The organism is Limosilactobacillus sp. C0001E2, assembly GCF_056590915.1.
Genome location: NZ_JBWPXC010000002.1, coordinates 184,732 through 208,430 on the forward strand (window position 1 = coordinate 184,732; position 23,699 = coordinate 208,430).

Here is a 23,699-nt window from a genome sequence, read left to right on the forward strand (position 1 = left end):
AAATTAATGATACAATGGTGCTTGTCGTTTTATAGAATTCAAATGGAGGAGCTATTCATTATGATCGTCTTAGCTGGAACAATTGGTGCAGGTAAAACAAGCTTAACTAAGCTACTTTCCCAACATTTAAATAGTCAGCCATTCTTTGAATCGGTTGATGATAATCCAATTTTGCCATTGTTTTATAAAGATCCACAAAAGTATGGCTTTCTTTTACAGATTTACTTTTTAAACCGACGTTTAGACGAAATTAAGGGTTCCTTTGATAATGACTTAAATGTATTAGACCGTTCGATTTTTGAAGATTCTTTGCTATTTAGGTTGAATGCTGATTTGGGCCGAGCCACACATACGGAATCGGATATTTATACTTCATTGCTTGATAAATATGATGGAAGAGTTACCTGACGAGCGTCATCAAAAGGCGCCAAATCTTTTAATTCATATTCAAGTGTCGTTTGAAACGATGCTGGATAGAATTAAGAAGCGTGGTCGTTCATTTGAACAGGTTGATACGGACCCCAGCCTATTTAATTATTATAAGGAACTTAATGCACGTTACCAAAAGTGGTATGACGAGTATGATCTAAGTCCGAAGATGGTAATTAATGGCGATCAGTATGACTTTGTTGAAGATTCGACAGCAGCAGATGAGGTTTTACAATTAATCGACCATAAGCTCGAATAGTTGAATCTTAAATAATGCTTGACGAGTAAAGTGAAGTAGCTTAAACTAACTAAAGTTACTTTTGTTTTGGAGGATTAGCTCAGTTGGGAGAGCATCTGCCTTACAAGCAGAGGGTCACAGGTTCGAGCCCTGTATCCTCCATTGATGCGGATATGGCGGAACTGGCAGACGCGCAAGATTTAGGTTCTTGTGTCTTTATGGCGTGGAGGTTCGAATCCTCTTATCCGCATTGGAAGGGAGTTACCGGAGGGTAGCTCTTTTTTATTGCAGTTTTATAATAAATTTTTGGTTTTATTATTGACGCCAATCAATAAAACTAGTATCATTAAAAACTGTTGAAAGAGATTAATACTTTATGCGGAAGTAGTTCAGTGGTAGAACATCACCTTGCCATGGTGGGGGTCGCGGGTTCGAATCCCGTCTTCCGCTTTTTTGCACCCATAGCGCAATTGGATAGAGTGTCTGACTACGAATCAGAAGGTTGCAGATTCGATTCCTGCTGGGTGCATTGTCTTATGCGTGGCAGAATTCTTAAAAGAATTTGCTACGCTTATTTTGTAAGACATCACCTTAATTTCGGAAATTAGCTCAGCTTGGTAGAGCGCTGCGTTCGGGACGCAGAGGTCGCAAGTTCGAATCTTGTATTTCCGATTTATACATAGTAAGAGCTGTTATAGAAAGGTAAAACCTTGATATAACAGCTTTTTTATTTAGTACATTTAAACGATTGAATTATTGCAAATGTTCGGGTAAAATAAAACATGTGTTCGCCAAGACGCTTTTATTGAGAAATAGGGAGCTGAATGAATTGTTCTATGTTGTTTATCAGTCACAAGCGGGAAATAAATGGTTTTGGACATTGGACAAGACTTTTTCTAAATCGAAACAAAGATTAATGAAGTATCAATCGAAAAAAGTGGCACTGCGGGCATTGAAAAACGCCTTAAAAAAATACCCTACTAAGTTTCGGACGCACCCTCTCCATAATTGTAAGATTGTAAATTCCGCTGATCCGACAGTTTCCTATTCACCATTGACAGATCTTGCATTGCCGGTTAGTTATTGCCTAGGAAGACGGTTAGGAGCAAATGATCCCTGGTTATTTTTAACTTCCAAGGGTACTTTTGCAGCATTTAATAACAATAAGAAATCCGTTTTTAATCATCTTGAAGACTGTCGAGCTAAGGCACTAGCTTATTACAAATCCGGAGAAGCCCAATTAGCAATTTTTGATGCTAATCAAGATAAATTAATTGAAACGATTCAACTAACGACTGCAATAAGTACTAAGTCAGAAGTGTCCAAAAAGGAAGTTATGGACGCATTGGATGTTTTACTGAGAGCAAGCAATTATGCTAAACAGCTAACTCAACAGGTTTTTATAATTGATCATTCGGAAATGATTGACTTAATGCATTTTATCGAATTCAGTCAACTCACCGATCAACAAAAGGTTCAATTAATTGATAAGATTCATTCCATTCGTCAAGAACGCAGAAAAATGAAAGATTTACTGGTCTTTTTAAAGGCAATCCGCGAAAATATTGACTTTAATAAGATTCTTAAGGAAATTGATGAAAGCAAAGTGTTGTTAGGGGATGAGCGTAGTTATACATTTCGAGATTCAAATTAAAAAAATGGTTAGACACCCTAAATAATGTATCGACTGAAAAAGTTTAATAAATTTTCTTTGATGGTGATTTAATGTAAAATAATAAAAAATATTTACTAGTGAGGAATATTAGATGAAGATCACTAAGAAAACTCGCGTGCGAGTTCTAAATACGACACTCCTTGGAATGTCAATATTGTCGTTTGCCTGGCTAATAATTACGCTAGGAGTTGCAATGGGCGAATTAGTTGCGGTAGGCCATGTTAATGATGTCGAAAATTTTTATTCGGATCATCTCATTGAGCGGTGGCTATTTGCAGTTCTTTTATGGGCGGTGACCACGGTCGCATATGTAATCCACAGTACAATGACTATTTGGTCATTGACCCAAAAAGACAAATCAGCCGCTTTAAATGATCATCAGCCAATGTTAAAGCCCAAACATGCTCGTGATGTTGAAGAACTTTGACAAACCGCTGTAATCATGGGAAAATGCATCCAGATTTGTTAACGGGAGGATTAAAATGAAAAAAAATAGTTACAGTGATTGGAACTTTTACACTGAGTATCTTGTTAGTTGCTTGTGGAAATCAAAATAATTCTGCTAATAATCACAGTCAAACGACAACTAGTTCACAATCTTCATCTAATCATAAGAGTGAGGATGCACAAAGCAGTAGCAGTACTAATCGTACTAACAAAAATCGAACGGTTGGTAGTTCGAGTCAACAGGCTGGTCAACAAAGTCAGAAAAATAAAGTAATGACTACCGAACAAGTAGTAGCTCGAGTTGCACAACTCAAAAATGTTAATTTAAACGGTGGCGACAAAATTTATGTAACGCCAACTAATACGCCCAATGTTTTTAAGATTTATATCAAAGGGGCTAATCAAGATCCGCAAGTAGATAGTATTGTGGATCACTATGTATATAATGGAAACACGGATGTGCTTTCACAAGCCACAGAACGTTAAAATAATCTTTGAGGATGTGAGCGAAGTTCTTGATTGCTTCGCCATCACGTCCTCATTTTATTTATAGTGAGAGTGAACGATCAGCCGAATAATTAATGGTATCTTATTAACAAAATTAACTATCTCGTCTTTTTAAAGCGTTTGCAAAATGATAAAATGAAGACGAACGCAAGTGAAAAGAGGGATTGTTATGGCCGTGAAGCAGCGTAGAGAAATTTTAGAAACTATCAAAAGAATTTGGATCGCCTTGGTTTATGGGATAATGTCAGCAGTTGGAATCAATATGTTTTTAATGCATGCGAATTCTTATTCATCTGGGTTGCTGGGATTATCGCAATTGCTACAAACGGTTTTCATGCTGTTTCATATTCACGTGAGCATGAGTCTGTTAATGGCAATCTTTAACATTCCGCTGTTTATTTTTGCTTGGCGGGTTTTTGGCATCCGGTACATTCTTTTCTTCGGATTAGCAGTCTTAGCAAATATTATCTTTTTAGCGGTTATTCCAAAAGTATCGCTAGTAACTGAACCGTTAACGAATACATTAGTGGGGGCATCACTAATTGGGATGAGCGTTGGATGGTGTTTTAATAATGGCTTTACAACTGGCGGGGTGGATATTCTCGTTACTTACTGTCAAAAAAGATTTCACAAAAATGTCGGAATGTTTGCAAATGTTATTAACGGCTTTATTTTACTGGGTGCAGTAATCTTTTTTGGCCCCGGACGGATAGTTTATAGTTTAATTGGCATGTTAGTTACCAATGGTTTGATGGACTACATGTACGTTTCACAAACGGATGTTAGTGTAACAATCTATACTAAACATGCAGCAAAGTTGATTAAGCCACTACAGGGATTTGCTCACGGAGCAACACTACTTCACGGTATTGGTACTTATACGGGTGAGCCAACGGATGTTATCTTAGTCGTTACTCCACGCGGCCAATTAGCATTTATTAAAAAAATGGTAAAGTCGTTAGACCCAGAAGGCTTTATCAGCATTCAACGCTCGGACGTGGAATTAGGTAAGTATCGTCATTATTCTATGTAAAAAAGCCGTATGAAAAGTGCCCTACAATCGTTAGACAAGAAATCTAACGATTGTAGGGCACATCACTTCGCTACGACTTTTTTCATTTAAGCATTAAAGTATTTATTATGTTCCCAACTAGAGACATTTGTTTTGTAAGCTAACAGTTCGCTCTTCTTAGAATTAACGAAGAAATCAACGAAGGTGTTTCCTAAGGCATTTACTAGGATGTCATCATTTTCCAGGTTAGCAATGGCTTGGTCTAGTGACCCAGGTAATTCAGTGATTTGTGCTTCATCCCGTTCGGCTGCATTCATTTTATAAATGTTTCGTTCGACTGGTGCGGGGGCCGCTAATTCATTTTCAATACCATCGGCACCAGCTGCCAAAATTGCGGCAATGAAAATGTAAGGGTTAGCAGATGGATCACCGGAGCGTAATTCTAGCCGAGCTACCTTTCCCCGACCGGCTGGAATACGAACAAGTGGGGTTCGGTTATCAGTTGCCCAAGCAATGTAAGTTGGTGCTTCATAGCCAGGAACCAATCGCTTATAGCTGTTAATAGTCGGGTTAGCAACTGCGGTAAATGCAGGCGCATGCTTTAAGAGTCCAGCGAGATAATGCAGGGCGGTTGATGATAATCCCTTTGTTCCTTCTGGATCATCAAAAGCGTTTTCGCTGCCTTTGAATAGTGATTGGTTGAAGTGCATTCCCGAACCATTGATCCCAGTAATAGGTTTTGGCATGAAGGTAGCAGCTAGGCCATGTTTTTTAGCAATTTCGCGGACTACTAATTTGAAGTATTGAATTTTGTCTGCGGTATGCAATGCATCGTCAAAGCGAAAATCGATTTCGTGTTGACCAGCCGCAGCTTCGTGGTGGGAAGCTTCAATAGAAAATCCCATCGCCATTAAAACGTTTGTGATGTCTCGGCGACATGCTTCACCTTCGTCTTTTGGTTCTGTGTCAAAGTAGAAGGCATCATCGTTAACGGTCATGGTTGGATGACCGTTTTCGTCCCGTTTAAATAAGAAGAATTCTGGTTCAGCACCGATATTTAAAGTGTCAAAGCCCATCTTTTTAACTTCAGCCAGATTCTTTTTCAGGATGCCTCGTGGATCACCAGCATAAGGGGTACCGTCAACATTGTAAACGTCACAAATGAGTGCGGCAGTTTTGTTAACGCCATCTGTCCATGGGTAAATCACAAACGTCGATGGATCTGGATATAGATACATGTCAGCGTGTTCGATGGGTAAGAAACCGTCAATGGAGGAACCATCAATTTTAATTTTGTTATTTAAGGCATCATCTAAAAGTGTAATTGGAATTTCAATATTTTTAAAAGCACCATCGGCATCGGAAAAGCTCATCCGAAGGTAGCGTACATCTTCATCCTTGGCGATCTTTTTTACATCATTTGCTGTTAACATAGTTTAATCTCCCTTATGCTTAAATTGGTCTAACAAAAAGTATGGTGCAATACTAATACGAAATTCGGCGACTGTGAATAGATGTGAAGAAAGCAAGTAAATCTTAAAGTGAAAGCGGTCTACCTAATTAAGATAATAATTTATCCACGGGAGTGGGGTTAATTAAATAAAGAACGAAAAAAAACAGCAAGGCGGAGATTGGGACCTTACTGGTTTAAAGGAGAAATGTATGATTGTGTAATCAGAACGGATCATTTGTAGGAGTAAAGAGTTACAATGCGTTAATTAGTTATCAAAATATTGCTTGTGTTCCCAATCGGTAACGTTGGTTCTGTAATCGTTAATTTCTTGTTGTTTGAGTGCTGTAAATTTATTAACGAAGTAGCTACCTAAGGCGTTCTTAATAACCTCATCATCATTCAAATCTTTAATCGCTTCACTAAGGGAACCTGGCAGTTCAGTGATGTTAGCGTCCTTCCGTTCTTGAGCGGTCATCTTGTAGATGTTTCGTTCAACCGGATCTGGTGCCATAATCTTGTTATTGATTCCATCAATCCCAGCAGCCAGTGCAGCGGCAATTGCAATGTATGGGTTAGCCGTTGGATCACCAGAGCGTAGTTCTAGCCGGGTCAGTTTACCCCGTCCAGCTGGCACCCGTACTAATGGAGTCCGGTTAGACGTTGACCAAGCAACGTATGTTGGTGCTTCATAGCCAGGAACGAGTCGTTTGAAACTATTGATTGTTGGGTTGGCAACGGCGGTAATCGCCTTAGCGTGAGCTAATACACCACCTAAGAAGTACAATGCTGTTTCAGAGAGTCCCTTCAAACCATCTGGATCGTCAAACATATTTTGACCATTCTTGAATAACGACATGTTGAGGTGCATTCCGGAACCATTAATTCCAGTAATTGGCTTTGGCATGAAGGTTGCACAGAGACCAAAGTCTTGAGCAATCCGTCGAATTGTCAGCTTGAAGTATTGAACGTTATCAGCAGTGTAGAGAGCTTTATCATATTTAAAGTCGATTTCGTGTTGACCAGCCGCAGCTTCGTGGTGATCAGCTTCAACTTCAAAACCCATTTGGGTTAACGTATTTGCGGTTTCGCGCCGGCAGGCTTCACCTAAGTCCTTTGGTTCAAGGTCAAAGTAGAAACCATCATCGTTAACTTTCATGGTTGGGTTACCATTCTCATCCGCCTTAAACAAGAAGTACTCTGGTTCTGCCCCAATGTCGAAGGTATCGAAGCCCATTTCTTTAACGGCATCGAGTTCCCGCCGCAGGATGCTCCGCGGATCGCCAATAAATGGGGTACCATCAACATTATGAACGTCACAGATCATCGATGCAGTCTTGTTTTTCTCGGCAACCCAAGGATAGATTTTCCACGTATTGGTATCAGGGTAGAGGTACATATCCGCATCTTCGATTGGTAAGAATCCTTTGATAGAAGATCCATCAATTTTAATCTTGTTATTTAATGCATCATCTAAGAGCGCAATTGGAATTTCGATGTTTTTCAGTGCTCCTAAAGCGTCTGAAAAGGTCATCCGTAAGTAACGAACGTTTTCTTCTTTAGCGAGTTTCCGAACGTCATCAGCTGTAATCATAATAAGTTACCTCCCCAATTAATTACTTATTTTCTTGAGTAAGCGTTTTATCTTCTTCCTTTAGGTACTGAGCAACTTCTTTACTCCACTTATCGTGATAGCGGTACATAATCAATGGCAAAATTCCAACGATTACAACCATAATTATGAGGGTAATTACATAAGTGGAACGAAGATGAGCAGGAGTTCCTTCGGCGGGGATGAAGGTAATGAAGAAGGCCATTAAAGTAATGAAAAAGCCAATTACTGCAACCACAATACTAAAAGTTCGACTATTACTCATTCGATAAGTTCGATGCAGATTTTCGTATTTATTCTTTAAAACAATGTATGCAACAATCATCATTAGGTAAACCATCAGGTATTGTGCGGTGGTTGCGGCCATGGAAACATTGAAGGCAAAATCTGCATTTTCACCACTATCGAAAGTGATCATTAATGCGGTAATGGTAACCACAATTGCTTGTAAAACGACAATCCGCATTGGGACGCCACGCTTGTTTGGTTTAGCAAAATACTTTGGCATGTATCCTTGACGAGCAGCAACAAATAAGCCTTGATTTGGACCAGCCAACCAATTACTTAATTCGCCAATAATGCCACAAGCGAGAAGGACGCCGACGATTTTACCAAGCAAATCACCAGGCAAGCCAATTGATGAAAGAAGATGTCCATAGGTGTAGACAAAGCCTGTACTATTTTGAATATCAGCTTTTGGCACTGTCATTGCAATGGAAAACGCACCAATTACGAAGTACATCATGGTGTCCATTCTGACAGTGATGTGAATCCATTGGTAGAACATTGCAGTCCAACCAGATTTTTCTCCAAGGGTACCTTTGACCCAGGTAAAAATACCGCCATCACCCCAACCATCAATTGAAGCCATTTCCCCAGTTTCTTGAGTAATTGGTAAAAACCAGAGAATGCCGGCGATAAGTAACCAGAATAATGAGGTTGCTCCGGCTTTGCCAAATGGGGCGAATTCGTCAACTGAGATCACAACAGAACATGACATGGCAAAGAGCTTGAGACCAGTTAACTGGTTATATTGCTTTGTACTATTATCTAATGTTTTGTCGTGGCTGAAATGCGGTCCGCTATGCGGACCAATAGCTGGAACATCAGCCATTATCACCATCTCCCACTAGAATTAAACACTAATGGTTTTCCCATTAGTAAAGGTGAAAACAAATCTTTTACTGTGTAAATCAAAACTGTCTTGAAAGGACCTTTCACCTTCAATTATTGACAAAAAACGTTAAATGTCACTATACATAATCTAAAATATGTCCATAAATCTAAACTTTTTCAAGCTGTAATGTCTAATATCTTAATTTTGTTAAGGAATATAGGCAGCTAACGAAGAAAAATAAAATATGATTAATTAATCACGACAGTAGATATTTTCACTTATAAAATCAATGTAACCGGTTACTTCCAATGGGTTCGACTTTTTTTGCAGAAATGAAATTAAGCATTATATGTAAAATAATTTTACAAAAAAGAAAAGTGTAAATTTAACATGAAACAACTATCGCTGCTTTATTTAAGTAAGTGAAAATGGTAACAAAAATTATTTGTTTTGGTTTTAACGTTCATGTCAAGCGTGGTCTGAAGTCAGGGGCGATTCTTAACTAATGGTCCATAATAATTTACAAAGAATGTTCAATATTTCACTTTATTTTTGCCGAAATTCTGCTATGATAATAGACGTAAACGATTTCAAACAAGGAAAAAGGAGATTTTTGCACTATGAAAGCTGCTGTTATTAATGATCCAGTAGACGGTTACGTTACTGTTAAAGATGTTCAATTACGTGATTTGAAGCCCGGCGAAGCATTAGTCGACATGGAATACTGTGGACTTTGCCACACTGACCTTCACTGTGCTGCTGGTGACTTCGGTAAGAAGCCTGGTCGGATTATTGGACATGAAGGGGTTGGTCGTGTATCAAAGGTCGCTCCTGGTGTTACAAGCCTTAAAGTTGGTGATCGGGTTTCAATCGCTTGGTTCTTCAAGGGCTGTGGCCATTGTGAATATTGTTTGACTGGTCGTGAAACTCTTTGTCGGAACGTTTTGAACGCTGGATACACTGCTGATGGTGCGATGGCTGAACAATGTATTGTTCCTGCTGATTACGCTGTTAAGGTTCCAGAAGGACTTGATCCAGTTGAAGCTACTTCATTAACTTGTGCTGGTGTTACTATGTACAAGGCTTTGAAGGTTGCCGACATTAAGCCTGGTCAATGGGTATCAATTGTTGGTGCCGGTGGTTTAGGTAACCTCGGAATTCAATTTGCCCACAACGTTTTTGGTGCACATGTAATTGCCGTTGATGGTAACCCTGACAAACTGAAGGCTGCTAAAGAAAATGGTGCTGAAATCTGCATTAACCGTCATGACAATAATGTTGATGAACAAATTCAAGAAAAGGTTGGCGGGGTTCATGCAGCTGTTGTTACTGCTGTTACCACTGCTGCCTTTGACCAAGCAGTTAACTCACTTCGTCCAGATGGTAAGCTAGTTGCCGTTGCCCTTCCACAAGGTGATATGAAACTAAATATTGCCAAGACTGTTCTTGATGGAATCATCGTTGCTGGTTCATTGGTTGGTACTCGTCAAGACTTAGCTGAATGTTTCCAATTTGGTGCCGAAGGTAAGGTTCACCCAATTGTTAAGACTCGGAAGCTTTCAGAAATTAACGACATGATTCAAGAATTGAAGGACAATAAAGTTGTTGGTCGGAACGTTGTTGACTTTGTTCACAACAAGGACTAATATTTAAAACAATTTAAAAACAGTTCGCAATGATAGATTGCGGGCTGTTTTTGTTGTCTTAAATATGACTCAATGATGAATTGGAATTGCTCTTTCATTGAAAAAGCTGTGTCTGTTATAATGTTATTAAGATTAAGGTCAATATTAGTCAGAGATGGGGATGAGAAAATGGAAGAGAAAAGTATCTCAGATATTATTGAGAAGTATTTAAAATCGATTTTAGCAGATGATGAAAAAGTAGAAATTCGTCGTTCTGAGATTGCTAATCATTTTGACGTTGTTCCATCGCAGATTAATTACGTCATCAAAACACGCTTTACATTGCAAAATGGTTATTTAGTACAAAGTAAGCGGGGTGGCGGTGGTTATATCCGGATTGAACGGGTTAATCTGATTGATGATGTTGATGTACTAGATATGCTCATCAATACAATTGGCCAATCGCTAACGGAAAATGATGCGTTTACGATTGTTCAAACATTGTATGCAGAAAAGGTTATCTCACGGCGAGAGGGTGACTTAATGTTAGCGGCGCTCTCAAAAGACACCCTTGGTGTAACTGCACGGCAAAATGCAGATCGACTGCGTGCTCGGGTGCTTATCGCTTTTTTAAATCGTCTTCGTTATGAAAGTTAACTGAAAGGAGAACGCTTATGGCAGATTATTTGTATACTCCTAATGCACAATCAGCTTTGAATATTGCTCAAGAACAGGCGCGTTACTTCAAACATCAAGCAGTTGGGACCGAACACCTATTACTGGCGTTGAGTTTAGAAAAGAATGGGGTTGCTGCAAATTTATTACGGCAGTTAAATGTTACAACGGATGATCTTCGGGAAGAAATTGAACGTTTTACAGGCTATGGAACGATGACTAATATGACTGCCGATAGCTATTTGCCATACTCTCCTAAAATGCGAGAGGTGCTCTCGGTAGCTGGCCAGTTAGCTCAACAGTTAGGCACTAACCAAATTGGAACCGAGCATTTGATGTTAGCCTTGCTCGGCGACAGTAATATTTTATCTTCGCGGATTTTAAATAGCCTGAACGTAGATGTTCCGCAAGCTCGCCGGACTCTTCTACGTCGGTTAGGGGTTAATAATGCTAAACAACGGTTTAATAATCAACCAAATAGTTCTCAAAGAAATGGCCGTAAGACTCCAACCCTCGATAAACTGGCACGTGATTTGACTAAAATGGCCCGTGATGAAGATCCGGATCCGGTGGTAGGCCGTGATCGTGAAATTAAGCGGGTCGTCCAAATTTTAAGTCGCCGGACTAAAAACAACCCAGTCTTAGTTGGTGAACCGGGTGTTGGCAAGACGGCGATTGTTGAAGGGCTGGCGCAGTTAATTGTTAAAGAAGAAGTTCCAGCTAATTTAATTGGTAGTCGACTAATGATGTTAGATATGGGGTCATTAGTTGCAGAAACTAAATATCGTGGTGAATTTGAAGATCGTCTAAAGAAAATCATTAATGAAATTTACCAGGACGGTAATGTGATCCTATTTATTGATGAATTACACACACTAGTTGGTGCTGGTGGTGCTGAAGGCGCGATTGATGCTTCTAATATTTTAAAGCCGGCGTTAGCACGTGGTGAATTGCAGTTAATTGGTGCGACAACATTAGATGAGTATCAAAAGCACATAGAATCTGATTCAGCACTTGAACGCCGCTTCGCAACTGTCACGGTCGACGAACCGACAAAAAAGGCTTCAGTGGAGATCTTACGGGGGATTCGGCCAAAATATGAAAAGTATCACCATCTAAAGATTACTGATCAGGCCTTAGAGGCGGCGGTAACATTGTCGGATCGGTATATTACTAACCGTTTTCTTCCAGATAAGGCAATTGACTTAATGGATGAAGCGGCTGCAATGAAACGGATTGATGGTCAAGGGCGAAATACTGCGTTTGCTAAGCAAATTCGTCAGCTGGATGAGTTACGTGATCAAAAAGAATTGGCAATCGAACAACAAGACTTTGATCAGGCGGCAAAATTGCGACAGCAAGAACTAAAACTAAAGGATAAGGTTGATCGTGAGCGGGATCACCGGCAAAAAATGGAAGCTCAAGATGAGTATTCACTACAAATTGACGATAATGATATTGCACAGGTGGTTTCAGAGTGGACGGGTGTGCCACTAACACAATTGAAGAAAAAAGAAAGCGATCGACTGGTGCACTTAGAAAAAGGACTTCATCAACGGGTGATTGGCCAAGATGAAGCCGTAACAGCTTTAGCACGGGCTATTCGTCGAGCACGGAGCGGGTTGAAGGATTCTCACCGACCAATTGGTTCGTTCATGTTCCTAGGCCCAACTGGTGTTGGTAAGACGGAACTAGCTAAGGCGTTAGCAGAAGAAATGTTTGGTTCGGAAGACAACATGATTCGTATCGACATGTCAGAATACCAAGAACGGTACAGTGCTAGTCGGTTAGTTGGAGCTGCTCCGGGATATGTTGGTTATGAAGAAGGTGGCCAATTAACGGAGAAAGTTCGGCAACATCCATATTCTGTCGTGCTGCTGGATGAGGTCGAGAAAGCAAATGTTGATATTTTTAATTTACTATTGCAAGTGTTAGATGATGGTTTCTTGACTGATTCGAAGGGTCGTAAAGTCGATTTTAGAAATACGATTTTAATTATGACTTCTAATTTAGGAGCTACCCAGCTTCGAGATGAAAAGACAGTTGGTTTTGGTGCTAAGGATCTTCAAGATAACTATGCAGCGATGGAAGCAGCTATTCAGGAACAGCTAAAGTTACATTTCCGGCCTGAATTTTTGAACCGGATTGATGAAACGATTGTTTTCCATTCTTTGACAAAGAATGATCTCCATCAAATTGTCAAATTACTATTAAAGGATTTAACCCAGCGGGTGGCAGAGCAAAATGTCACATTGAAATTTACTCCCGCCGCAATTAATCTGATAGCCCAAGATGGTTATAATCCAGAGTATGGTGCTCGACCACTACGTCGTTCCATTCAAACATTAGTAGAAGATCCACTTAGCTTAGCATTGCTTTCTGTTGAAATTGAGAATGCTGCTACGGTCACGGTGGGTGCTCGTCAAGGAAAACTAACTTTTACTAGTCAAAAAGCTGGTAGGAAACATCCGTTGGCTGTTCAATGATAAAGAACAGTAGATTTGATTAGGAAATAAAGTTCGCGAAAATTTATTGAAAAAATGAGTAAATAATGTACAATTATTTTGGCAAACTAAAATAGTTGGTATTTGGTTAAACTGAATATGAGAAAGGCTCGTTTGAAATATGAGAAGATCTGAACAATTAGCAAAAACCAGGACAGCAATTATGAAGACGGCAACTAAGTTGTTCTTGAATAATGGCTTTGGGGGGACGTCCACCCGTGATATTGCTAAAGAAATCGGAATTACCCAGCCCGCTTTATATCACCACTTTAACGATAAGGAAGTACTCTTTTTAGATGTAATGACTAGTCATGGAAGTCGGGTTCGTCAAGAAGTAAATAAGGTGATGCGGGAAAGCGAACTAAAAGGTGAAGAACGTTTATGGGAGTTAGCTAAGACCCTGTTGCGTCTGCATCCAAAAGATATCTATGAACAGTGGCAAAGCGCGGGGGATTTGCTTAGCCAAAGTTCAAAGCGAAAATTAAATGTAATTTTTATGATTGATTACATTGAGCCAGTTTCTGAATTCTTTAAGCAACCTGACATCAAGATGCGACCAGATGTGTTGCCGAAAGAAGCTGCGGAGCTATTTATTGCTAGTCTTAGTCCAATGTTTAATTCATTTCAAAAGTTTGGTGGCCGTTCTATTACGCAAGAACAACGTAACCGGATTATTTTAGATATCTTTATGAACGGATTGAATCAGCGTTAAGAAATCACGTTCAGATAAAAGAGGTTAGTTAATGAGCTAACCTCTTTTTTAGTGTCGCAACGGTTGACTTAGTCAGAAAAAACGATTATACTTTGAAAGTATTTAACTGTAAGTTCAACGGTTGTGATGATCTATTGTCCATTGCAATCCTTATAAATCCCAAAGGTAGTTGCCAGCTGCTTTTGGATTTTTTTTGCCCAAAAGTTGCATTTTATCCAAAATGTAATCAAAATGTAATATTTCGCAAGTTGAACTTACCCAACAAATTAGAGAGGTGAATACTTTGGCCGGACATTTAGTAAAATACGGTAAACACCGTACCAGTCGTAGTTATTCTCGGATTAAGGAAGTTCTTGATCTACCGAACCTGATTGAGATCCAAACTAATTCATATAATTGGTTTATGGATAAGGGTATCCGGGAAATGTTTAATGACATTATGCCAATCGATGATTTCCAAGGGAAACTTTCTTTGGAATTCGTTGATTATCAACTTATGGAACCTAAGTATACAGTTGATGAAGCACGTGAACATGACGCTAACTATTCAGCACCACTCCACGTCACATTACGCTTAACCAACCACGAAACTGGTGAAATTAAGTCACAAGATGTGTTCTTTGGTGATTTCCCACTAATGACTGATCAAGGGACTTTCATTATTAATGGTGCAGAACGGGTAATTGTTTCTCAATTAGTTCGTTCACCAGGGGTCTATTATAATGAAGAAACTGACAAGAATGGTCGGCCAAGTTATGGTGCCAACTTCATTCCTAACCGTGGTGCATGGTTGGAATACGAAACGGATGCTAAGGGAATTTCATATGTGCGGATTGACCGGACACGGAAATTACCATTAACAGAGTTAGTTCGTGCGCTGGGCTTTGGTTCAGATGATGAAATCATTGAAATGCTTGGTGGTAATTCTGACTCACTGAGCGCAACTCTGGATAAGGATGTTCATAAAGATGCTGAAGACTCCCGTGTTGAAGAAGCATTGAAAGATATTTATGAACGGTTACGTCCAGGTGAACCGAAGACTGCGGATTCTGCACGGAGTCTTTTGACCGCGCGTTTCTTTGATCCAAAGCGCTATGATATGGCACCAGTTGGACGTTACAAGACAAATAAGAAGCTTAAGATGAAGTATCGTTTGTTGGGACAAACCTTGGCTGAAACCTTGGCTGACCCAGAAACTGGTGAAATTTTAGCTAATAAGGGCGATGTAGTTACTAAAGAAGTCCTTAAAAAGTTAGAACCAGCTCTTGAAAGCGATGACTTTAAGATGGTGACGTACACACCTTCCGATGAAGCTGTAGTAACTGCACCAGTTAAGCTCCAAAAGATTCTGGTCTATTCTAAGAAGGACCCAGAACGAGTTGTGCCAATCGTTTCCAACGGCCATATTCCATTGGAACTCAAGCACATTCAACCGGCTGATATTATTGCTTCAGTAAACTACTTCTTTAATCTCCCAGAAGGAATTGGTTCAACTGATGATATTGACCACTTAGGTAACCGGCGGATTCGTTCTGTTGGTGAATTATTACAAAACCAATTCCGCATTGGTTTGGCACGGATGGAACGGGTTGTTCGTGAACGGATGTCAATCCAAGATATCAATACGGTTACTCCACAACAATTAATTAACATTCGTCCAGTTGTAGCTTCCATCAAGGAATTCTTTGGTTCATCTCAACTTTCACAATTCATGGACCAAACTAACCCACTGGGAGAATTGACTCATAAGCGGCGTCTTTCTGCCCTTGGACCTGGTGGTTTAACTCGTGATCGTGCTGGATATGAAGTTCGGGACGTTCACTATACGCACTATGGTCGGATGTGTCCAATCGAAACTCCTGAAGGACCAAACATTGGATTGATCAACAGTTTATCATCTTACGCACGAGTAAATAAGTATGGCTTTATTGAAACGCCTTACCGGCGGGTTTCTTGGGAAACTCATAAAGTTACGGATAAGATTGACTACTTAACAGCGGATGAAGAAGATAACTACATCATTGCGCAAGCTAACACTAAGCTAAATGATGATGGTTCATTTGCCGAAGATGAAATTATGTGTCGTGATAAAGATGACTATATTTCAACTACCGCTGAAAACGTTGATTACATGGACGTTTCTCCTAAACAAGTAGTTTCTGTTGCTTCTGCATGTATTCCATTCTTGGAAAACGATGACTCTAACCGTGCGTTGATGGGGGCCAACATGCAGCGGCAAGCTGTTCCGCTTATTAATCCTCATGCTCCTCTGATTGGAACGGGGATTGAATATAAGGCTGCTCATGACTCTGGGGTTGCCTTAATTGCTAAGTACTCTGGAACTGTTGAATATGTTGATGCACGTGAAATTCGTGTTCGTCGTGATGATGACACTCTTGATACTTACAAACTAATGAAATTCCGTCGTTCAAATGGTGGTAAGAACTATAACCAACGTCCAATTGTTACAGTTGGTGAACATGTAGATGCTGACGATATTTTGGCTGATGGTCCATCAATGGAACAAGGTGAATTGGCATTAGGACAAAATCCACTGATTGCATTCATGACTTGGCAAGGTTATAACTTCGAAGATGCCATCGCAATTTCTGAACGATTAGTGAAGGATGATGTTTATACATCAATTCATATCGAATCTTACGAATCAGAAGCTCGTGAAACTAAGCTAGGACCCGAAGAAATGACTCGCGAAATTCCAAATGTTGGTGCTGATGCATTAAAGAATTTGGATGAAAATGGTGTCGTTCGGGTTGGTGCTGAAGTTCATGATGGTGACATCTTGGTTGGTAAGGTAACACCAAAAGGGGTTACTGAATTATCAGCAGAAGAGCGTTTACTGCATGCGATCTTTGGTGAAAAGTCTCGTGAAGTACGTGATACTTCACTTCGGGTTCCTCATGGTGGTGGCGGAATTATCCAAGACGTTAAAGTCTTCACTCGTGAAAACGGGGATGAACTGTCACCTGGTGTAAACAAGATGGTCCGGGTCTACATTGCCCAAAAGCGGAAGATCCAGGTCGGGGATAAGATGTCCGGTCGGCATGGTAACAAAGGGACGGTTTCGATCGTTGTTCCTGAAGAGGACATGCCATACATGCCAGATGGAACACCAATCGATATCATGTTAAGCCCAATGGGTGTGCCATCACGAATGAACATTGGTCAGGTTATCGAATTACACTTGGGGATGGCAGCCCGTGAATTAGGGATTCACATTGCTACTCCAGTCTTCGATGGGGCCACTGATCAAGACGTTTGGGATGCTGTTAAGGAAGCCGGTTTGCCATCAGATGGGAAGACAATCCTTTATGATGGACGGACTGGTGAACCATTTGAACAACGAGTTGCCGTTGGTGTTATGCACTATCTGAAATTAGCTCACATGGTTGATGATAAGATCCACGCACGTTCAATTGGACCTTACTCATTAGTTACCCAACAACCACTTGGTGGTAAAGCCCAATTTGGGGGCCAGCGGTTCGGTGAAATGGAAGTTTGGGCCCTTGAAGCATATGGTGCATCTTACACCTTGCAAGAAATCTTGACTTACAAGTCAGATGACGTTGTTGGACGGGTTAATACTTATGATGCCATTATTAATGGTGATCAGATTCCAAAACCAGGTGTTCCAGAATCATTCCGGGTATTGGTTAAGGAACTTCAATCTCTTGGTTTGGACATGAAAGTGCTCGACAATAACCATGAAGAAGTACAACTTAAAAACATGGACGAAGATGTGATTGATGTTCGTAAATCAGCGCAACACGCCCAACAAAAACAACAAGAAACGGCAAATGCTGATCAATCAACGTCAGCTGAACCAAATGAAGCTAAGCAAGACTAAAAAAGGAGGACAGCCCTTTGATTGACGTCAATAATTTTGAAAGTATGCAGATCGGGTTGGCTTCACCTAACAAGATTCGTAGTTGGTCATACGGTGAAGTAAAGAAGCCAGAAACGATTAACTACCGGACTTTGAAGCCTGAAAAAGAAGGTCTGTTTGACGAACGAATCTTTGGTCCAACCAAAGATTATGAATGTGCTTGTGGTAAGTACAAGCGAGTTCGTTTTAAGGGATTAGTGTGTGACCGTTGTGGAGTTGAAGTTACTAGTTCTAAAGTTCGCCGTGAACGGATGGGACACATTGAATTAGCTGCTCCAGTATCACATATCTGGTATTTCAAGGGGATTCCATCACGGATGGGTCTCGTTTTGGACATGAGTCCACGGGCTTTGGAAGAAGTAATTTACTTTGCATCTTATGTTGTTCTGGACCCAGGTGACACTCCTTTAGAAAAGAAACAACTTTTGACGGAAGCAGAGTATCGTGATAAGAAGGCCGAATATGGTGACCGTTTCACCGCAGAAATGGGTGCAGAAGCGGTTCAGAAGCTCTTGAAGGATGTTGATCTTCAAAAAAAAGCTGACGAATTAAAGGCTGAATTGAAGGATGCAACCGGTCAAAAGCGGACACGAGCAGTTCGGCGTCTAGATATTTTGGAAGCATTCATTAAGTCTGGCAACAAGCCTGAATGGATGGTAATGGATGTTATTCCAGTTATGCCACCTGATTTACGGCCGATGGTTCAGCTAGAAGGTGGACGTTTTGCTACCTCTGATCTGAACGATTTATACCGGCGGGTTATTAACCGTAACAATCGTTTGAAGCGTTTATTAGAGTTAAATGCACCAGGTATCATTGTTCAAAATGAAAAGCGGATGCTCCAAGAAGCGGTCGATGCATTAATTGATAATGGTCGTCGTGGGCGTCCAGTTGCCGGACCAGGTAATCGTCCACTGAAATCTCTTTCACACTTGCTAAAGGGTAAGCAAGGACGTTTCCGTCAAAACTTGCTTGGTAAGCGGGTTGACTACTCTGGACGTTCAGTTATCGATGTTGGTCCATCATTAAAGATGAATCAAATGGGACTGCCAATTCCAATGGCGCTAGAACTATTTAAGCCATTTATCATGCACGAATTAACTAAACGTAACTTAGTTAATAACGTTAAGGCAGCCAAGCGTATGATTGATAAGCGTGATGATAAGGTATTTGATGTTCTGGAAGATGTTATTAAGGAACACCCAGTTCTTTTGAACCGGGCACCTACATTGCACCGTTTGGGTATCCAAGCCTTTGAACCAATTTTGGTTTCTGGTAAGTCCATGCGGTTACACCCATTAGTATGTACAGCCTACAATGCGGACTTTGATGGTGACCAAATGGCCATCCACGTTCCGCTTTCTGATGAAGCACGAGCCGAAGCTCGTTTGTTAATGTTAGCTGCCCATCATATTCTATCTCCTCGTGATGGGGAACCAATTGTGGCGCCTTCACAAGATATGGTTATTGGTAACTACTACATGACCACTGAAGATAAGGGTCGTGAAGGTGAAGGAATGATCTTCAAGGATGCTGATGAAGCAGAAATGGCTTATCGGAACGGTTATGTTGCATTACAAACTCGTGTTGGGGTGCAAGTGGCTGCTTACCCTGAAAAGCCATTTACGGATGATCAACGTAATAAGATCATGGTAACAAGTGTTGGTAAGCTGATTTTCAACAAGATCTTGCCAAAAGATTACACTTACATTAATGAACCAACTGATGATAACTTACAAAATGGGGTTCCTGATAAGTACTTCTTGGATAAAGGTGAAGACATTCATGATTACCTTGAAAATGCTCCACTTGTTCCACCATTCAAGAAGGGCTTCCTTTCAGATATCATTGCGGAAATCTACAAGATTTACAAAGTGACGGAAACATCTGAATTCCTAGATCGAATTAAGGATCTTGGTTATTATGAATCAACCATTTCTGGGTTAACGGTTGGGGTTGCCGATATTACCGACTTAAAGGAAAAGCCTGAAATTATTGAAAAAGCTCATAAGCAGGTTGCCTTAATTACTAAGCAATTCCGTCGTGGTTTAATCACTGATAATGAACGTTATGAACGGGTTATTGGTGTTTGGAACGACGCTAAGGATGAAGTTCAAGAAAAACTGATTGAGCATATGGATATCCATAACCCAATTAACATGATGTCCGACTCTGGGGCACGTGGTAACATTTCTAACTTTACTCAGCTTGCTGGGATGCGTGGACTGATGGCTTCACCATCTGGTAAGATCATGGAATTGCCAATTCTTTCTAACTTCCGTGAAGGATTGTCAGTGCTGGAAATGTTTATTTCCTCCCACGGTGCTCGTAAAGGGATGACTGATACGGCGCTGAAGACTGCCAACTCTGGTTACTTGACCCGGCGGTTAGTTGACGTTGCCCAAGACGTTATTGTACGAGAAGAAGATTGTGGAACTGACCGTGGCTTGGACGTTTCTGCAATTACCAATGGTAATGAAATGATTGAACCATTGTATGACCGAATCTTAGGTCGTTACACCATGAAGTCAGTCTTTGATCCTTCAACGGGTGAACGGATTGTTGGTAAGAATGTGCTGATTGATGAAGCAATGGCTCAAAAGATTGTTGATGCCGGGGTTAAGACGGTTACGATTCGTTCCGCCTTCACTTGTAACACTGAACACGGGGTTTGTGAACGGTGTTATGGTCGGAATGCCGCAACTGGTGACAAGGTTGAAGCAGGGGAAGCAATTGGTACAGTTGCTGCCCAATCAATTGGTGAACCTGGTACTCAATTGACTCTTCGGAACTTCCACACTGGTGGGGTTGCCGGAAATGAAGATATTACTCAGGGGCTTCCTCGTGTGCAAGAAATTGTTGAAGCGCGGAATCCAAAAGGTAAAGCAACGATTTCTGAAGTTACCGGTGAAGTTGAATCAATTGAAGAAAACCCAGCTGAACAAACTAAGGACATTACTGTTAAGGGTGAAAATGATACGCGGACTTACACTCTGCCAATCACGGCTCGTTTGCGTGTTGCTGAAGGCGACTTTATTCATCGTGGGGCTGCCCTTAACGAAGGTTCAATTGATCCGAAGGAATTAATTCGGGTTCGTGATGTTCTTTCCACGGAAACATACTTGCTGGCCCAAGTTCAAGGTGTTTACCGGATGCAAGGGATTGATCTGTTAGATAAGCACGTTGAAATTATGATTCGTCAAATGATGCGTAAGGTTCGGGTCATGGATCCTGGTGATACTGATGTTCTTCCAGGCGAATTAATGGATATTAGTCAATTCCGTGATGCTAACTACAAGACATTAATTTCAGGTGGCATTCCAGCAACTGCCCGTCCGGTAATTCTTGGGATCACGAAAGCCGCACTTGAAACGAACAGTTTCTTATCTGCGGCGTCCTTCCAAGAAACGACGCGGGTTCTTACCGATGCTGCTATTCGTGGCAAGGAAGATCCACTTGTCGGTCTGAAGGAAAATGTTATTATTGGTAAGATTATTCCGGCTGGTACAGGTATGAGTGCTTACCGAAACATCAAGCCAAAGGAAGTTAGTGTTGGAGCAACTGCCGATAGTGCAGTGACTACAATGCCAAATGGTTCTATCCGTGAAATGGAAGAGCAAATGAAAGAAAATGACAATCAGTAATTTTCTTTAAATATCGATAAGACGTGAGTCAAGATGGCTCACGTCTTATTTTTTGCTTGTGTTTTCCTTAATAAAAGTGCTAATGTTATAAAGTTAATAGTGGGAGGAGATCAATTGGAAAAATATCAGATTGAAATTCCAAAATCAGCGGTGAAACAGCTAGAATTAGATGGAACAGAGTATTCAATGCGGCTAGAGCATAATTCGATTTTGGTCCGGCCGGCCAATGTTGCTGATTTAATTCCGCAGATTCATTTTTGGTGGTATGGAAGCTTAGCATTTTTATCTGCCGCTTGTTTTTTATTTTATATGCTTAATCAGCATTATCATGTGGTGCCTTTGAGCGGAAATTATTCAATTGCTACGGCATCGATTTTGCTAAATGCGATCTGTGGCACATTAGTATTTGCGATTACATTCATTATGCAGAAAATTCGGGGTACCGGGCCTGCCCGGTCCTTTTCTTGGCGAAGTTTACCCCCACTAATTGTTGCATGTTCAATGATTATTGTATTTATTATGCAGGCCGTATATTGGTTATTTGGCGAACTTTTTAAGGGGCTAATGCTTGATATATATACATCGACAGTGTTGGTGTTTATTGCTGAAGCAGTCGTTAATTATTTAATGATTAACTTAGCAATGACGATTTCACCGGGGATCATTACTAATTTGATGACCATTATGATTGTTGGTGGTGTCGGTTTTTCAATGTTGACTAATTCAACCAAAAATTGGTGGCGCCATAATTTTAGCTTTTTGGGAACTAACCAGAATAATACTCACTTTTCGTTTAATATCACGTTAGTTTTTTCAGGATTATTATTGATAATTTTGATCGATTATCTTTTCGTTAATTTAAACCATAAATATCATGGGTGGAAAGTTAACACATTGCGTGGCTTATTGTACGCGCTTGGTGGTTGTATTGGTTGCATTGGTCTTTTTCCTAATAATCCACAGTTCCACGTATTTCATGATCGAATTGCAATGTGGCTTGTGTACTTATTATTAATTTTGATTGCTACCGTGCGTTGGATTCTACCAGAAGTAACCAAAGAGTTCTTAAAAGTTTCTTATATGATTGGTGGGGTAATTGCGGTTGACTACATTGTCTTCGAAGCCTTTACTTATTTGTCATTAACCGCTTTTGAATTGATTGCATTTATTTTGGCGTTTGCTTGGGTTTTGTTATTACTTCAATATATTGAAAACTTGGTTAATAATAACGTCCAGATTTTTCCCGTTACCATTAAAGTGGTCGATGCTCAATCTGAAAAATAGTTGTATTAATTTAACACGTCCTAAAGCAGGGCGTGTTTTTTTATAATGAGGCTTAAAAATAGTCCTAACCAAAGAAAGGGAAGAAGTGGGATCGGAGCATGGCGATAGAGTTTGGGATGAAAGATGGAAAAGAGACAAGCGAAAAGGACTGCCTGTGTAGAAATATATGGTCCACAACTTAAGGTGGTCATGATAATAAAATCAATATCACCATTACCAATTTGAGAGTAAAAATATCCCATCATCCAAAAAAGAGCGTAAAGGAGGACGGTGATATGACTAGGATTAATAACGTTTAAGTAATGAAGTAGCCAGATACTAAGTATCAAGTAACCATTAAATTCGTGGGTAAACCAATCCTGAGTACACGTAATAATCATGCATGAATCAACAATTAAAAAAATGATTAAATCTTGTATGGAAAAAATGGGGAACTCAGCCCAGAAAAATGCTCCAACCACCTCACATATAAACCAATAGTAATTAATCCGTTTTCCGCAGTAGTGACACTTACCAAGTTGAAGTAGGTAACCGATAAGTGGAATCAAATAGTACCAGCTAATTTTGTTTCGACAATGATCGCAAACGGAATAGGAACCTAAAGTAGAATTCAGATCGAAAATATTACGCCAGGTCCACGTCGTTAAAAATGAAGACCAGCAGGTACCAAATAATAGTAAAATGATAATCATGATGTCACCTCATTTTTAAATTACGAAAAAGGACCACTAATTCATGAAAAATCCTCGCGAATATCATTTGACAACGGGCACACCACATGTTAAATTAGTCAAGGTGCTTTTGTTAGCAGCGATTGTGTCTGTCGTTGGACAGACGAACGTCCGCGATAGCACAAATTAAATA

Annotated in this window: 15 protein-coding genes, 5 tRNA genes and 1 pseudogene; 17 read left to right on the plus strand and 4 right to left on the minus strand. The window is 40.3% G+C overall.

Annotated elements, in window-relative coordinates; genetic code table 11:
- Positions 1–60: 60 nt before the first annotated feature.
- The 10 genes and pseudogenes from AC1EKL_RS03105 to AC1EKL_RS03150 all read left to right on the plus strand — a co-directional run bounded on the left by AC1EKL_RS03105 (position 61) and on the right by AC1EKL_RS03150 (position 4,329).
- Positions 61–688, plus strand: a pseudogene (locus tag AC1EKL_RS03105) (deoxynucleoside kinase).
- Between the two features lie 68 nt (positions 689–756).
- Positions 757–829: transfer RNA gene (locus tag AC1EKL_RS03110), tRNA-Val, on the plus strand.
- A 5-nt stretch (positions 830–834) separates the two neighbouring features.
- Positions 835–917, plus strand: a tRNA-Leu gene (locus AC1EKL_RS03115).
- A 128-nt stretch (positions 918–1,045) separates the two neighbouring features.
- A tRNA-Gly gene (locus tag AC1EKL_RS03120) sits at positions 1,046–1,117 on the plus strand.
- A 5-nt stretch (positions 1,118–1,122) separates the two neighbouring features.
- Positions 1,123–1,196: transfer RNA gene (locus AC1EKL_RS03125), tRNA-Arg, on the plus strand.
- Between the two features lie 69 nt (positions 1,197–1,265).
- Positions 1,266–1,339 (plus strand) — tRNA-Pro (locus AC1EKL_RS03130).
- Positions 1,340–1,496: 157 nt separating this feature from the next.
- Complete coding sequence (locus AC1EKL_RS03135) at positions 1,497–2,321, plus strand: hypothetical protein (protein ID WP_480188329.1); 825 nt, start codon at positions 1,497–1,499, stop codon at positions 2,319–2,321.
- Between the two features lie 112 nt (positions 2,322–2,433).
- On the plus strand, positions 2,434–2,769 hold the full coding sequence (locus AC1EKL_RS03140) for a hypothetical protein (protein ID WP_480188328.1): 336 nt from the start codon (positions 2,434–2,436) through the stop codon (positions 2,767–2,769).
- Positions 2,770–2,843: 74 nt separating this feature from the next.
- On the plus strand, positions 2,844–3,275 hold the full coding sequence (locus AC1EKL_RS03145; RefSeq protein WP_480188327.1) for a hypothetical protein: 432 nt from the start codon (positions 2,844–2,846) through the stop codon (positions 3,273–3,275).
- A 190-nt stretch (positions 3,276–3,465) separates the two neighbouring features.
- Positions 3,466–4,329 (plus strand): YitT family protein, encoded by an 864-nt coding sequence (locus AC1EKL_RS03150; protein ID WP_480188326.1) that lies wholly within the window; start codon positions 3,466–3,468, stop codon positions 4,327–4,329.
- Between the two features lie 86 nt (positions 4,330–4,415).
- Here the strand turns inward: AC1EKL_RS03150 and glnA (AC1EKL_RS03155) are convergent, their stop codons facing one another.
- From glnA (AC1EKL_RS03155) to AC1EKL_RS03165, 3 genes are all read right to left on the minus strand, one after another.
- Positions 4,416–5,741, minus strand: a complete 1,326-nt coding sequence (glnA, locus tag AC1EKL_RS03155) for a type I glutamate--ammonia ligase (protein ID WP_480189946.1) — start codon at positions 5,739–5,741, stop codon at positions 4,416–4,418.
- A gap of 285 nt (positions 5,742–6,026) precedes the next feature.
- Entirely contained in the window at positions 6,027–7,352 is a 1,326-nt protein-coding gene (gene glnA / locus AC1EKL_RS03160; protein ID WP_480188324.1) for a type I glutamate--ammonia ligase, read from the minus strand.
- A gap of 22 nt (positions 7,353–7,374) precedes the next feature.
- On the minus strand, positions 7,375–8,484 hold the full coding sequence (locus AC1EKL_RS03165) for an amino acid permease (RefSeq protein WP_480188323.1): 1,110 nt from the start codon (positions 8,482–8,484) through the stop codon (positions 7,375–7,377).
- 623 nt (positions 8,485–9,107) lie between these two features.
- Between AC1EKL_RS03165 and adhP the strand changes: the two genes are divergently transcribed.
- The 7 genes from adhP (at position 9,108) to AC1EKL_RS03200 (ending at position 22,835) form a co-directional block, all read left to right on the plus strand.
- Positions 9,108–10,133 (plus strand): alcohol dehydrogenase AdhP, encoded by a 1,026-nt coding sequence (gene adhP / locus AC1EKL_RS03170; protein WP_464465149.1) that lies wholly within the window; start codon positions 9,108–9,110, stop codon positions 10,131–10,133.
- Between the two features lie 168 nt (positions 10,134–10,301).
- Positions 10,302–10,769 carry a CtsR family transcriptional regulator gene (locus AC1EKL_RS03175; RefSeq protein ID WP_480188322.1) on the plus strand — a complete coding sequence of 156 codons (468 nt, stop codon included), beginning with the start codon at positions 10,302–10,304 and terminating at the stop codon, positions 10,767–10,769.
- 17 nt (positions 10,770–10,786) lie between these two features.
- Positions 10,787–13,273, plus strand: coding sequence for an ATP-dependent Clp protease ATP-binding subunit (locus AC1EKL_RS03180; protein ID WP_480188321.1), 2,487 nt, complete (start codon positions 10,787–10,789; stop codon positions 13,271–13,273).
- Between the two features lie 139 nt (positions 13,274–13,412).
- A complete protein-coding gene (locus tag AC1EKL_RS03185) occupies positions 13,413–14,003 on the plus strand; it encodes a TetR/AcrR family transcriptional regulator (protein WP_480188320.1) in 591 nt (196 codons plus the stop codon).
- Between the two features lie 274 nt (positions 14,004–14,277).
- Complete coding sequence (rpoB, locus tag AC1EKL_RS03190; protein WP_480188319.1) at positions 14,278–17,868, plus strand: DNA-directed RNA polymerase subunit beta; 3,591 nt, start codon at positions 14,278–14,280, stop codon at positions 17,866–17,868.
- 17 nt (positions 17,869–17,885) lie between these two features.
- A complete protein-coding gene (gene rpoC, locus AC1EKL_RS03195) occupies positions 17,886–21,551 on the plus strand; it encodes a DNA-directed RNA polymerase subunit beta' (protein WP_480188318.1) in 3,666 nt (1,221 codons plus the stop codon).
- A 114-nt stretch (positions 21,552–21,665) separates the two neighbouring features.
- Complete coding sequence (locus AC1EKL_RS03200; protein WP_480188317.1) at positions 21,666–22,835, plus strand: ABC transporter permease; 1,170 nt, start codon at positions 21,666–21,668, stop codon at positions 22,833–22,835.
- A 20-nt stretch (positions 22,836–22,855) separates the two neighbouring features.
- Here AC1EKL_RS03200 and AC1EKL_RS03205 read toward each other — a convergent pair whose 3' ends face one another.
- Positions 22,856–23,527, minus strand: coding sequence for a prepilin peptidase (locus AC1EKL_RS03205; RefSeq protein WP_480188316.1), 672 nt, complete (start codon positions 23,525–23,527; stop codon positions 22,856–22,858).
- Positions 23,528–23,699 lie beyond the last annotated feature (172 nt).